The following is a 14,223-nucleotide window of genomic DNA, read 5'->3' as shown; positions in this document are numbered from 1 at the left end:
CCATTCGGTCGTTGTAATTGGAGTCATTATGACCAAAGTAATTAACCGTCACCCGTCCAAACTTGGGCGGGTTATGCTCGGCGTGATGCCTTTTCTTATCCTGCTTGCCGTCTATGTAACGGCATCGGATGCGAGATTGGCGGTGAACTCCGCAGACAAATTGCTGCCAGCCTTCAGCAGTTTTGCTGATGCCATTGATAGAATGGCATTTACCCCAAGTCGAAGAACGGGCGAATACCTAATGTGGACGGACACCTTTGCAAGCCTTGCACGGCTGGGTTGGGGGATTGGTCTCAGTGCCCTTATCGGTCTGTCATTGGGCATTGCGACCGGGATCGTTCCTTTAATGCGCGCGTCGCTATCACCGGTGATCACGGCTGTATCATTGATACCACCTATGGCGATTTTGCCGATTTTGTTTATTTCATTCGGAGTGGGTGAATTGTCCAAGGTCGTGCTGATTGTCATCGGTGTGTGTCCAATCATCATTAGGGACATTCAACTTCGAGTGCAAAGCTTGCCGGATGAACAGCTCATAAAGGCTCAGACTTTAGGTGCGAACAGTTGGCAAATAATCGTGCGAGTGATCCTTCCGCAAATTATGCCCAAACTGATTGAAGCGGTTCGCCTAACCTTGGGTAGCGCATGGCTGTTTCTGATTGCTGCAGAAGCGATAGTCGCTACCGAAGGCTTGGGCTATCGTATCTTCTTGGTACGCCGTTATCTATCGATGGATGTGATTCTGCCGTATGTGTTGTGGATTACTCTCTTAGCTTACAGCATGGACTGGTTGTTGCGTCTAGCATCAAAAAAGCTCAGCCCTTGGTATCACCAGTCACAAGGAGAGAGCCATGGTTAACTCGACGACGAACAAAGAAAACACCCCTCCGATCATTCAAGTCAAACAGGTCTGGAAAGAGTATGGCGACAACATTGTTTTAGAGCGTCTAAACCTTACCGTTCATGAAGGGGATTTTGTCAGTATTGTAGGCGCCTCTGGGTGCGGTAAAACCACATTCCTCAATATGTTGCTCGGTACCGAAACACCCTCAAGAGGACAATTACTATTGGATGGCGAACCTTTGACTCAAGAACCTGGAGTCGAACGAGGCATCGTTTTTCAAAAGTACTCTGTATTCCCACACTTAACAGCACTTGAGAATGTCATGCTCGGTTATGAGTTTGAGTCGAATAGTCTTTCTAGCCGCACGCTGGGACGACTGTTTGGCTCTAAGAAGCAGCAGGCCAAAGAGCAGGCATTAAAGATGCTCGAGCAGGTTGGCCTTGTAGCGGCTCAAGATAAATACCCGCATGAACTATCGGGTGGTATGAGGCAGCGACTCTCCATCGCTCAGGCGCTGATAAAAAGACCAAGAATTCTGTTGTTGGATGAACCGTTTGGCGCGCTGGATCCGGGGATTCGAAAAGATATGCATGTGTTAGTGAAGTCGCTGTGGAAAGAGCAAAATTTAACGGTGTTCATGATCACGCACGACCTGAGTGAAGGCTTCCATCTGGGCAACCGTTTATGGGTGTTTGATCATACTCGTCATGATGAGCAAGCGCCGGAGCGTTTTGGCGCGCAGGTGACATTTGATATCTCAACCGAGCAGTTGGACAACACGCCGCCAGACCAACTTTTTTCCAAAATTGCATAAGGAATAAAACATGTTAGCAAAACAGGATGTGATTTTTTCAGACACTCTGCCAGGGGCCGCGCATTGGTCAATGGTGGTACCCAAAGGGCGAACCGTACGCTTCATAGATATCGAGGGTGGTGCGAATTTGAGTGTACTGTTCTACAACCCGGCTAATCTACTTGAGCGCTACAATGCGCCCGATACCTTAAAGTGCCAACATACGTTTAAGTTAACCCAAGGCCACTGTTTGTACTCTGATATGGGACGCATCTTCTGCTCGATTGTGCGCGATGATACCGGCTGGATTGATACGGTGTGTGGGGTCAGCAACAAACAAAAAGTGGCAGAAAAATGGGGTGAGCGGGACTACCAAACCCAACGCAATCAGTGGAAGCAAAATGGTTATGATGCGCTGTTGGTTGAGGTGGCCAAATACGGTTTAGGTAAGCGTGATTTGGCTGCGAACTTAAATCTATTTAGCAAAGTCGCCATCGATGAGGAGGGTAATCTTAACTACGACCCACAACACAGCAACGCGGGCGATAGCATTGAACTGCGATTTGAAATGGATACGTTGGTTGTGATGACCACTTGTCCACATCCACTTAATTCATCAAAAACCTACCCATACCAGCCCGTTGAGGTTTCGGTATGGGAATCTGAGCCAATGCGAGATGACGATGCCTGTCTCACTCATCGGGAAGAGAACGAGCGAGGCTTTGAAAATAACCGCCGCTATGCAGCAACGACAAGTCGAACGTTTGAACCATCAGCCACCCGCCAATGTTGCTAAAGGAGCAAAACATGATTGTAGAGAGCCAATTACCACTTAATGAAGCCCTATATCGTGACACCGTGCCAGCGGGTGATTACTACATGAAAGTCGTCAAAAAAGGGCAGACTGTGCGCATTCTTGATATTGAGGGTAACCAAGCCGCAGATACGCTGTTTTACAACGCCAATGATCCTTCAGAGCGTTACAGCGCGATGGATACGATTCGAGAGCAGGGCAATGTTTATCTAACCGCAGGCACGAAGATTTTATCTGATCAAGGCAACGTAATGCTTGAGATAGTGGCGGATACCTGTGGTCGACACGATACCTTGGGCGGCGCATGTGCGACTGAGAGCAACACAGTACGCTACTCGCTAGACAAAAAGTGTATGCATGCTTGCCGTGATAGCTGGTTACTGGCGGTGGCTGAAAATGAGCAGTTTGGTATGTCGAAGCGCGACATCACCCATAATATTAACTTCTTTATGAATGTCCCCGTTACAGCCGAAGGCGGTCTGACTTTTGCCGACGGTATCAGTGGTGCAGGTAAATACGTGGAGCTAAAAGCTCACATGGACGTCATTGTGTTGATGTCAAACTGCCCACAATTGAACAATCCATGTAATGCCTACAACCCGACCCCCGTTGAGGTCATTATCTGGGAATAAAGGTTTGGCGATAACGTCAGCAAGCACGCTGTCGAACATGAGCAAGGGACGACCCTAACGAATGCTCTTTGTTGTTCCGGGACGACCCGGATTTTAGGGACGAAATTATGTTTAGTAAGGTATTGATTGCTAACCGTGGAGCCATTGCCTGTCGAGTTATCCGCACGTTAAAACACCTCAATATTGGCAGCGTTGCGATTTACAGCGAAGCCGATTCACACAGTCTCCATGTCGTCGGTGCTGATGAGGCGTTCTCTCTAGGACAAGGGGGCGCGACCGAGACCTACCTTGATCAAGATAAAATACTCTCCATTGCTAAAGAGTCGGGCGCGCAAGCGATTCATCCTGGTTACGGCTTTCTGAGTGAAAATCCAGAGTTCGTTGAACGCTGCGAACAAGAAGGATTGGTCTTTTTAGGGCCCACAGCAGAGCAAATGCGTGCGTTCGGACTAAAACACTCTGCACGCGACATTGCCACTCAAGCCCATGTTCCACTTCTCCCTGGCACGGGGTTGCTTAACGACAAGCAGCAAGCACTGCGTGAAGCGGAGAACATTGGGTATCCAGTGATGCTCAAAAGCACGGCGGGCGGTGGTGGTATCGGCATGCAGTGTTGCTTCACAAGCCAAGAGTTGGATGAGGCTTACGACAGCGTTAAACGATTAAGTGAGAACAATTTCAGCAACAGTGGCGTGTTTATCGAGAAGTTTATTCAGCAAGCACGCCACATTGAAGTCCAGGTTTTTGGCGATGGGCAGGGTCATGTGGTTGCCTTGGGCGAGCGGGACTGCTCGGCGCAGCGCCGCAACCAAAAAGTCATTGAAGAAACCCCCGCGCCTAACCTAGACGATGAAACCCGAATTAAGCTGCATGAGACCGCAGTGAAGTTGGCCGCTCAGGTCAATTACCGGAATGCAGGAACGGTGGAGTTTGTATTGGATCAGCAAACACAAGCCTTCTACTTCCTTGAAGTCAACACACGTCTTCAGGTTGAACATGGTGTCACAGAAGAAGTGTTTGGTGTGGACCTTGTCGAGTGGATGGTTCGCCAAGGGGCAGAGCAACTCGACTTAAAAGCGCTGGGCGCGCACCTCAAATCACAAGGTCATGCGATTCAGGTTCGTCTCTATGCGGAAGATGCCAACAAAAACTTTCAACCTTGTGCCGGTCTATTGAGCCATGTTGAGTGGGCAAAGCAAGAGAATTTGCGCATTGAACACTGGATTGAAGCGGGCGTCGAAGTATCACCATTTTTTGACCCTATGCTGGCGAAAGTGATCGTTCATGCTGCCGATAGAGACACGGCTCTGGCTGAACTTAAACAAAGCTTAGACAAAAGTACTATTTACGGAATAGAGCACAACAAAGCGTACTTGAGCCAGCTCTTAGCGAGCGAACGGGTTAAGAAAGGCGAGGTGCTGACTCAATCTCTTAATAGCTTTGAGTTCAAGCCCAATACCTTTGATGTGATCAGCGGAGGTACCCAAACCACCATTCAAGACTACCCAGCACGAACAGGCTACTGGGACATTGGCGTGCCGCCTTCAGGTCCGATGGATAGCTTGAGCTTCCGTTTAGGCAATAGACTGCTGGGGAATGATGAATCCAGTGCCGGTCTGGAAATGATTGTTTCTGGTCCAACGTTAAAATTTAGCCAAGACACTCGTATAGCTCTAACGGGTGCAACGATTCAAGCAACACTTGATAATCAATCGGTTGCGATGAACGCCACCATTAACATCAAAGCAGGACAAACGCTCAAACTCGGTAAAATACTCGATGGCGCTCGCACTTATCTCGCTGTTCAGGGGGGCATTGATTGTCCTCAATATCTAGGTAGCCGTTCAACCTTCACTTTAGGTCAATTTGGGGGCCATGCTGGGCGCGCATTGCTAGCGGGCGATGTGTTGCACATTCATCCCGTCGTTCAAGCGGGTGGCGCTGAAATTGGCTCACTTCCTCAGCCGATTTTCAACGGCGAGTGGCAGATTCGAGTGATCTATGGGCCGCACGGTGCGCCTGATTTTTTCACTCAGGAAGATATCGATACATTTTTTGATGCGCAGTGGAAAGTGCACTTTAACTCGAGCCGAACCGGTGTACGCTTAATTGGACCGAAACCAAATTGGGCGCGGGCTGACGGTGGCGAAGCGGGCCTTCATCCCTCTAACATTCACGATAATGCGTATGCGGTTGGTACCATCGATTTCACGGGTGACATGCCGGTCATCTTAGGGCCGGATGGGCCGAGCTTGGGAGGGTTCGTTTGCCCTGCCACCATCATCAAAGCCGATCTATGGAAAATGGGACAGCTCAAAGCAGGGGATAAGATTCGATTTATTCCGGTTACGGTAGAAAACGCCGAGTTAGCCGAGCGCGCGCAGCTGGCTCAAATTGAAGTCGGCGCTATTGATGAAATGGCGCTGCCAAGAGCAGATCTCGGCTCGCCCGTCATTAAAACAATACCAGCCAGTCAATATGGAGAACACGTGGTATATCGACCCAGTGGCGAGGATTACCTGCTGGTGGAATATGGACCACAAAGACTCGATATTCGTCTGCGATTTCGAGTTCATGCTTTGATGCTGAAGCTTCAAGAGCGGCGGTTGCTAGGTGTAGAAGAACTGACTCCGGGGATACGTTCCCTGCAAATTCACTATGATAACCTTATGTTGCCAAGAGCGCAGTTGCTTGAAGAGCTAGAAAAAATTGAAGCAACGCTGGATAACATCGATGATCTCGCTGTCCCTGCTCGCGTAGTGCATTTGCCACTCTCTTGGGATGATGAAGCCACTCGGCTGGCGATACGTAAATACGATGAGATCGTACGTAAAGACGCACCTTGGTGCCCAGACAACATTGAGTTTATTCGCCGCATCAACGGGCTTGATTCAGTCGAGGACGTTAAGCGCATTGTGTTCGATGCCAGCTACTTAGTGATGGGCTTAGGGGATGTGTATCTTGGCGCGCCGGTCGCAACACCAATGGATCCTCGTCACCGCTTGGTCACGACTAAATATAATCCAGCACGTACTTGGACGCCTGAAAACGCGGTAGGCATTGGTGGCGCCTATTTGTGTGTCTACGGCATGGAAGGCCCTGGGGGGTATCAATTTGTCGGTCGCACTTTGCAAATGTGGAATCGCTATCGTCAAACAGAAGCCTTTACCAAGCCTTGGCTATTGCGCTTTTTTGACCAGATTAGGTTCTATGAAGTGAGTGCACAAGAGCTATTGGATATCCGTGAAAAGCATCCTCTAGGTCACTACCCAATTAAAATTGAACAGACAGAGTTTTCACTCGCGGACTATCAATCCACTCTTGATGACCATGCCGATGAAATAAAGCAAAGCAAAGCACGCCAGCAACAAGCATTTGAACAAGAGCGCCAACGCTGGGAAGAGTCTGGACAAGCGAATTTTGTCGCCACTGAAATTGAGCAGTCGAATGTACACACTGAGCTTGCAGAGGGACAAGAAGCCATTGAGAGTCATGTTGCTGGCAACATCTGGCAAGTGCTTGTCAAGCCTGGCCAAACGGTAAAAGAGAACGACGTCGTGATGATACTCGAAGCGATGAAGATGGAGCTTGAGGTGACCGCGAGTGTCTCTGGTGTGATTGACTCGATATGCCACGAGGCGGGCGCACAAGTCCATGCGGGTGAGCCACTGCTTGTCGTCAACACCTGCAAGGCATGATTCGGTTTTTGAGGATAGAAAAGATGACAGATTCAAATACAAGGTGTCAGGCAATGGAAGAGCCAACAACGATCGGTCGCTTACTTGAAGCATACCGTAATGGTGATATAGAGGTAGAGACGTTTTTGCGCAGCAAACTGGCGCAAGTGAGAGCGGATCAATCCAATGCCTGGGTGTCAGTGATTTCTGACCAGCAACTGGGGCAGTATCTCGCTCAACTTTCAGGGCAAGAGATTGACCAGCTACCTCTGTTTGGTGTTCCTTTTGCGATCAAAGATAATATCGATTTGCAGGGGTTAGACACCACCGCGGGTTGCGAGGCATACCGCTATCAACCAACGGAGTCGGCTTACGTTGTTCAGCAGTTGATAAAAGCAGGTGCAGTCCCCTTAGGTAAGACGAGCCTTGACCAGTTCGCCACTGGCTTAGTGGGTACACGCAGCCCTTGGGGAGCGGTGAAAAATAGCTTTGATCCTGAATACATCTCAGGCGGTTCGAGCTCTGGCAGTGCGGTTGCGGTTGCGAGCAACCAAGTTTACTTTGCATTGGGTACCGATACCGCGGGTTCAGGACGTGTCCCGGCAGCATTTAACAACCTTTATGGCCTCAAACCGAGCAGAGGGGTGTTGAGCTGCAGTGGCGTTGTTCCGGCCTGCCGTACACTAGATTGCGTGACGTTTTTTACCAAATGTGCTGAAGACTTAAGCACCCTCTACCAAGTTGGCGCAAGCTACGATGAGAGCGACTGTTATGCTCGCCATGCCCTTAAACAAGGACAAAACCCAACGACGCAATTTTTAGGATTGAGGGTCGGAGTTCCAGGTGAAGAGCAGCTTAAATTCTTTGGTAATGAAGACTACCGTAAGCTCTATGCTCAGTCGGTTGCTCGCTTAGAGTCTTTGGGCGCGCAGACTATTCCTTTCGATTTGTCACCCTTCTTAGAAGCCGCCAATCTTCTTTACCAAGGTCCCTGGGTTGCGGAGCGATACGCCGCGATTGAATCCTTTTTCAACGATAATCAAGAACAGTGTTTAGAAGTGATTCAAACGATTGTCGGTGGAGCGAAACAACTATCGGCTGCGGATACGTTTAAAGCCATGTATCGACTGCAAGCATTTAAAGTTCAGTGCGATAAATTGATGGAAAATGTGGATGTTGTGCTAACCCCTACCGCCGGCACGATTTACACTATTGATGAGGTGAGCAACAACCCAATCGGGCTCAACTCAAACCTTGGTTACTACACCAATTTCATGAACTTACTCGACTACAGTGCGATCGCAATGCCAGCAGGTTTCACCGACGCCGGACTCCCGTTTGGCGTAACTCTGTTTGCCCAAGCGTTTCATGACGAAGCCTTGGTTGCGTTAGCGACCGAGTGGCAGAGAACGATGAACTTACCGCTAGGGGCGACCGAAATAGAATTAGAGAGTTGCGAGAGTGTGGACCTATTGGTTTGTGGTGCACACATGAAAGATTTAGCGCTCAATCATCAACTGATTGAGTTAGGTGCGAACTTTAAACGGCGAACCACGACATCTGAACACTATTCTCTTTATTGCTTAGCCGGCGGACCCCCACTGAGACCGGGCTTAGTCCGTCATTCAAACCAAGGGCAAAAGATTGAAGTTGAAATTTGGCGCGTGCCGAAAAAGCAGCTTGGTTCCCTGTTGATGCAAATCCCCCATCCATTGGGGTTAGGCCGCGTTGAGATTGATTCTGGTGACTGGGTTACTGGGTTCATATGTGAAGGGATTGGGATTGAAGGGGCTACCGACATTACCCGGACTGGAGGGTGGAGGTATTATCTGCAAGAGTCGTAACTCGACTTTTGCAATAACCTCTATTTACAGTTCGGACATTCGATTGGTTGCTGAGATCAATGTCAGTTTTGTACCCATGCCTCATGCAAAAACACTACTCACCAGTGTTTAGCGTGGGGCAGAGTTTCAATAGCCAATATGTGAATAGTATAATAATACAATAAATTTGTGGTTTTGTGATCAATCCCTTTTTTTTCTCCTCTTATCGCCATCATTGTTTGAGCTTTGTTCATAAACCCTCCCAATAGGATATGATTTTAAAGCTGACCTCTACTAGATTTTTTACTAAAAGTTGATTGTTAACTTTATGAATATAAAGGGCTTAATATGGTTTTTGAGCCTTGCCTTGTTGTAGCCAACGTTCAAGTGAATGACCTGAAAGCAGCAAAGAACAGATTTTCGTCTTTGTGTTTTGGATCAAATATTCAGCAAGCCGCCAAATCGCATGCTGTCTAAGTCACGTTTTTTCTTTCATTTGAGATATAAGATTATTGTATGACTAGTAAAGAGTCATGTCATGGAGCTTGTTTCTCTGAATATCTGAAACTCATAAAGACGAGACTGAATAATGAACAAAATTAGCATTGTAGCCATAGCAGTGGCATCAACATTGACTGCAGGGACCCTATCCGCAGCATCTATTGATTATCGATACGAGTACCGAGCTGCAACTGATTACCGCAAGAACGGTGCTGATCAAGATACACATGTGGATGCACGTCATCAGCATAGGGTAAAAATCGGCGAGAGCTTTAAAATCAATGATGATTGGAAGCACTCTTCGAGTTTAGAAATCAAATTTCATGAAGACAGCACATACGTAGATGACGATGGCAATATCAAGCCAGCCAACAGTGGTTCTTTTTACAATGGCAATTGGTACATCTACGGAATGGAGCTAGATAATACCGCGACGTATAAGGTCGACAATCATTGGTCGTTACAAGTCGGTATGCCTATAGCCTGGGACTGGGATGAACCCAATGCACACGAAGGCGACTGGAAACTGAAAAAAATCACCTATAAGCCTCAATTACGTGTCATTTATAAGTCGGATTTCGGGCTTACAACTGGATTGCGTTACAGACATGAAATTAATGATTTCCGCAACCATGATACAGATGGTCTGGCTTTTGGTGACAAAGATTCTGAGACTGGTGAACGATTAGCGACAGCACAGAAATCGAAAATAACTTATACGGGCTCTTATAAAATTGAACAATACCCAAAAGTTAATCTTTCCTGGGAAGCAAACTACGTGAAGTCCCATAACAATGTGTTGTTATATGATGATAAAGATTGGGAATGGGATGCTGGTATTAAGCTTGGGTATAAATTCGAATCTTGGAAGCCTTACGTAGAACTTTGGTCTTCTGACATTAGTTCTTCGTCAAGCGATAGAGAAGCTAAATACCGATTTGGTGTTACTTATAGTTTCTAGAGTACTAATTAATTTCAAAAAACAAAATGATAAAATTAGAGCTGTTAATTGAGGTTTTATATCAATCGATAGCAATATTAATTATTTCGAATATGAGAATGGATTATGAAATATTCTAAACTATCTATTGCGATTGGGCTATTAAGTGGTCTTCTATATGGTTGTAATGGAGATGGACTCGTTGTTGGGGATACAGGCGATAGCACCGTTGATGTTACGTTGACTAGTGGTATGTGGCAATTAGGTGACTCAGACTCAGATCCTGGGTTACCCAATGTTTATGTATTTTCTGATGATGGAAACCATAAATATTATGATGATGATGCAGATGTTACCGCTGGATATGTTATAAAGGATGCAAGCGTATCAACTGTGTCTGCTTTTAACAGTTCATCCGGTACGGTGTCATTTAAGTTCTATGATGCGACTGGTGTGGAAAGTAACGCAACAGATATTTCGGATGCCGCTTTTACTATAAATACAGATGGTTCGTTAACTATCGTCAGTGATGATCTATCGGAAGCGCTTTCTAGTAATGATCAAACCAACGTTGATGGAGTAAAACAAGCAGTAGCGGATGCGAACAGCGATAGTGGTATCAATGGTTACGTGCGCGTGCTGGACACCAACCATGGTGGTACGAAAACCGACGTGGGCGAGTTGCGTTTAAAACTCTCTGACTCAGCCACAGCGGCAACGGTAGACAGTATTCTACGAGGTAAAGTATCAGTCAAGTTAGTATATCAAGTGGATGAGAGTACCGAACAACCCGAAAATGGGAATGGTAATAATGCTTATGTTTCGCTCTATTCATCAGGTACCTCAAATACAAACTTACATGGCGAAATTATCCTGAATAATGGTGATATTTACTACCGTTCTACTGAGACAGACAGCAGTGGTAAGCCGCAAGTCTCTGAGCAACCTGTCGGGACTTATGAGCTCGGTCAAGATCTATTTGTTGAACTAAATTGGTCAGACGGTTATTACACATTTTCAATCAACGAAGATACTTATGATAATAATGGTAATGGATTTGAAGCCTTCGACAAAACGGCAGTTCAAATTATCGCATTGAAGCTCGGCGATACGAGTAATACGACGCACTATGAGTTGTTGATTGACGATTTCACCGTCTACTCTCACGATAGTATGGATGACGAAGTCGTCTTCTCCGATACCTTTGATACTTATACTAACGGTCAAAACTTGTCAGGCAACCCGTATAACAACAACTCTGCAGAAGCAATCGTTGTTTTGGACGGTAATTCCCCTGGCAATCCGACGGACCCGGTTGACAACCAAGTAGCCGCTATCACGGATACAGATACGACTGACACAGGCGAGCTTCGATATAAGTTCGATGAAGGAATGACAACGGGCTTACATAAAGTATCGATGTTTTATTCTGTGGGTGAGACCGAGTCTGCTTATGTATCTCTATTCGATGAGAAAAACTCAACAAGTTCTCTTATTGGCGAGCTCAGACTTGATGAAGGAAAAATAACCCTACGTGGTGAGGACGAGCAGGTTGCGACATTTACACCAGGTACGTGGGTTGACCTAGAGATGTCGTGGGACACATCCAGTGAATCTGAGCCGGGTAACTACTGGGTGAAAATTGATGGTGTTGAATATGGACCATATACATCTCAAAACTCAGGTTATGGTATTCCTGTGACCGCAACGACAATAAAGTTTTCTTCTAACTCAGGTACGGCAGAAACAACACTGTACGTTGATGACTATCAAGTCTATTCAGATATTGAAGGGACAGTAGAAGTATTTAATGATGACTTTGAGAGTTATGATATTGGTTACGAACTAAATGTATCACCTTATAACTCCAGTACTTTTTCTTCTGTCGTTTCAACCGATCCATTGTCTTCAGATTGAATATAAATAATAGGATGTAAAAATAATTATTAAAGCTGCCTTTTTAGCAGCTTTAATTTTATTGTTCATTTAATAATAAAAGCTTAGAAAAGTGAGTTTCAAGGCGTGTTTTGGAGATTAAATACTTTACTTTCAACTAATACTCAACGACATGAATATATTGTGTTTGTTAACAGTCGCGGAAACTGCAAAAATTTGAGTAATCAGGATGCTCAAGAAAGTGATGGACCCCACATAGTCCGAGATGAGGCGAGATCATGGTCTCATTTATCGAACCTTTATGCATTTGTAGTATTAAATTATGTAATAGTTTGGTTCAACCATGCAACAAGACTAGAGCCAACGTAAGAGAGTGACAACAAAAAGTCTGTTGAATGGCGGTTATATAAAATTATGAGTTTGAATAGGTGCTAAACAAATGAAACATATCTACCTCAAAAGCGTTCTAACTACCTCTATTTTGCTAGCAGTGGGTTGTGCTAGCACTTCTGACCAAGCTGCGGATCCATTTCCAAACAATAAAGAGACCGGTTTAGAAATTTTGACTCCAACAGCGATCACTGCAAGCAGTCATGATGGAAATGTACCCGCTCGATTATTCGACGGCGACCTAATGACTCGATGGGCAGCCAACGGTGATGGTGAATGGGCGGTGCTTGACTACGGTACTCTTCATGAATTTGATGCCGTGCAGATTGCCTTCAGCAAAGGAAACGAACGTGTCACCAACTTTGAGATTCAAACCAGTGAAGACGGAGAAAATTGGAACACGGTTCTGCCTAACCAGCAAAGTTCTGGCAAGGTGATTGGCCTTGAGCGATTCCAATTCTCGCCCGCCGTCCAAGCGCGATATGTACGCTATGTTGGTTTTGGCAACTCAAAGAATAAGTGGAACTCGGTAACAGAGTTTGCTGCAGTTAATTGTAGTATTAATGCGTGTCCTGCCAGTCATATCATTACAGATTCAGTCGTCGCAGCTGAGCAAGAATTGATAGCCCGTATGGAGGCAGAGTCTAAGGCCCTAAAAGAGGCGAGAAAAGATCTTCGCAAAGGTGACTTCGGAGCGCCTCTAGTCCTTCCTTGCTCAACAACAGTTTCATGCGATTTATCTAAGCCAATGGCTGTACCTTCATTGCCAGAAACACCGCTCGCGAGTAATGCTCCTGGACAAAATTTCGATTTAACGCGATGGAAATTAACCACGCCTTTCGATCACGATGGAGATGGTAGAGCCGACGATGTGAATGAGTGGGATCTTGCAAACGGTTTCCAACATCCTGATATTTTCTATACGGCTCCAGACGGTGGAATGGTCTTTAAAACATACGTAAAAGGCGCGCGCACTTCCAAAAATACCAAATATGCCCGGACTGAACTCAGAACAATGCTTCGAGCGGGTGACAAATCTCATTCAACAAAAGGCGTGAACCCGAATAACTGGGTCTTCAGCTCCGCACCTGTCGAGGACCAAAAAGCGGCAGGTGGTGTCGATGGCGTCTTAGAAGCAACGTTGAAGATAGACCATGCAACCGTAACTGGAGATGCCCATGAGGTTGGCCGTTTTATCATTGGTCAAATTCATGACAAGGATGATGAGCCGATTCGATTGTACTACCGTAAGCTACCTGACCAACCAACAGGGGTGGTGTATTTTGCCCATGAGAATACTAACAGCGGTACAGAGGATTACTACAATCTCATCGGAGACATGACAGCAGAAGTTGGTGACCAAGGTATCGCATTAGGCGAGTTATTCAGTTATCGAATCGCGGTAGAAGGCAACACGATGACAGTCACCCTAATGCGAGAAGGACATGACGATATCGTTCAGGTTGTCGATATGAGTGAGAGTGGGTATGACGTCGGCGGAAAGTACATGTACTTTAAAGCTGGCGTGTATAACCAAAATATCAATGGTGAGCTAGACGATTACTCACAGGCAACTTTTTACAAGTTGACGCAATCTTTTGGTCAGTTTAAAGGCTAAATCTATATAGAGTTTTGCGTGTGGGATGCACAAGTTTTAATGCCAGTCAGGTTAGCTGACTGGTATTTTTTATTTGGATGCGAACAACAGGAAATCTAGTGTCCAACACTTTTGAATTAGCGAGTCATGGATAGCTGCCTCAAAACTTGATCGTAGGTTGTTATTGGCGGAGCAGTCTTCGTCATCCGCTATGCATCATCGCATTGATTTTGCGCTTTTAACCCGACCATTGTGATGTCTCACCATGAAACTTCTTCATGTTTCATGTGAAGTAATACCAATATTCTTCAACTCG

9 protein-coding genes are annotated in these 14,223 nt (G+C 46.2%); all 9 read left to right on the top strand.

Annotated elements, in window-relative coordinates; translation table 11 throughout:
* The first annotated feature begins 28 nt into the window (after window positions 1–28).
* A complete protein-coding gene (locus AC6R03_RS12250) occupies window positions 29–859 on the top strand; it encodes an ABC transporter permease (RefSeq protein WP_500631978.1) in 831 nt (276 codons plus the stop codon).
* Window positions 852–1,658: an ABC transporter ATP-binding protein gene (locus AC6R03_RS12245; RefSeq protein ID WP_500631977.1), complete on the top strand. Its 807-nt coding sequence runs from the start codon at window positions 852–854 to the stop codon at window positions 1,656–1,658. Before AC6R03_RS12250 ends, AC6R03_RS12245 begins: the two co-directional genes overlap by 8 nt.
* 10 nt (window positions 1,659–1,668) lie before the next feature.
* On the top strand, window positions 1,669–2,433 hold the full coding sequence (locus AC6R03_RS12240) for an urea amidolyase associated protein UAAP1 (RefSeq protein WP_500631976.1): 765 nt from the start codon (window positions 1,669–1,671) through the stop codon (window positions 2,431–2,433).
* An 11-nt stretch (window positions 2,434–2,444) separates the two neighbouring features.
* Complete coding sequence (locus AC6R03_RS12235; protein ID WP_500631975.1) at window positions 2,445–3,083, top strand: urea amidolyase associated protein UAAP2; 639 nt, start codon at window positions 2,445–2,447, stop codon at window positions 3,081–3,083.
* A gap of 107 nt (window positions 3,084–3,190) precedes the next feature.
* Entirely contained in the window at window positions 3,191–6,781 is a 3,591-nt protein-coding gene (gene uca, locus AC6R03_RS12230; RefSeq protein ID WP_500631974.1) for an urea carboxylase, read from the top strand.
* A gap of 53 nt (window positions 6,782–6,834) precedes the next feature.
* Window positions 6,835–8,604 (top strand): allophanate hydrolase, encoded by a 1,770-nt coding sequence (gene atzF, locus AC6R03_RS12225; protein ID WP_500631973.1) that lies wholly within the window; start codon window positions 6,835–6,837, stop codon window positions 8,602–8,604.
* 568 nt (window positions 8,605–9,172) lie between these two features.
* The gene (locus AC6R03_RS12220) at window positions 9,173–10,045 is read left to right on the top strand and encodes an oligogalacturonate-specific porin KdgM family protein (RefSeq protein ID WP_500631971.1); all 873 of its coding nucleotides are present in this window, start codon (window positions 9,173–9,175) and stop codon (window positions 10,043–10,045) included.
* A 105-nt stretch (window positions 10,046–10,150) separates the two neighbouring features.
* Window positions 10,151–11,941: a hypothetical protein gene (locus tag AC6R03_RS12215; protein ID WP_500631970.1), complete on the top strand. Its 1,791-nt coding sequence runs from the start codon at window positions 10,151–10,153 to the stop codon at window positions 11,939–11,941.
* A gap of 418 nt (window positions 11,942–12,359) precedes the next feature.
* A complete protein-coding gene (locus AC6R03_RS12210; protein ID WP_500631969.1) occupies window positions 12,360–13,928 on the top strand; it encodes a polysaccharide lyase family 7 protein in 1,569 nt (522 codons plus the stop codon).
* The last annotated feature ends 295 nt before the right edge of the window (window positions 13,929–14,223 follow it).

The sequence above is a fragment of the Vibrio sp. R10-SG-ISO4 genome (genome assembly GCF_059834135.1).
The sequence above is the reverse complement of the archived record's forward strand: the minus strand, read 5'-3'. Positions and strand labels throughout refer to the sequence as shown.

Coding starts and splice junctions, on each gene's coding strand:
- AC6R03_RS12245 (WP_500631977.1), top strand. CDS start 852: ATGGTTAACTCGACGACGAACAAAGAAAACACCCCTCCGATCATTCAA.
- atzF (WP_500631973.1), top strand. CDS start 6,835: ATGGAAGAGCCAACAACGATCGGTCGCTTACTTGAAGCATACCGTAAT.
- AC6R03_RS12220 (WP_500631971.1), top strand. CDS start 9,173: ATGAACAAAATTAGCATTGTAGCCATAGCAGTGGCATCAACATTGACT.
- uca (WP_500631974.1), top strand. CDS start 3,191: ATGTTTAGTAAGGTATTGATTGCTAACCGTGGAGCCATTGCCTGTCGA.
- AC6R03_RS12235 (WP_500631975.1), top strand. CDS start 2,445: ATGATTGTAGAGAGCCAATTACCACTTAATGAAGCCCTATATCGTGAC.
- AC6R03_RS12250 (WP_500631978.1), top strand. CDS start 29: ATGACCAAAGTAATTAACCGTCACCCGTCCAAACTTGGGCGGGTTATG.
- AC6R03_RS12215 (WP_500631970.1), top strand. CDS start 10,151: ATGAAATATTCTAAACTATCTATTGCGATTGGGCTATTAAGTGGTCTT.
- AC6R03_RS12240 (WP_500631976.1), top strand. CDS start 1,669: ATGTTAGCAAAACAGGATGTGATTTTTTCAGACACTCTGCCAGGGGCC.
- AC6R03_RS12210 (WP_500631969.1), top strand. CDS start 12,360: ATGAAACATATCTACCTCAAAAGCGTTCTAACTACCTCTATTTTGCTA.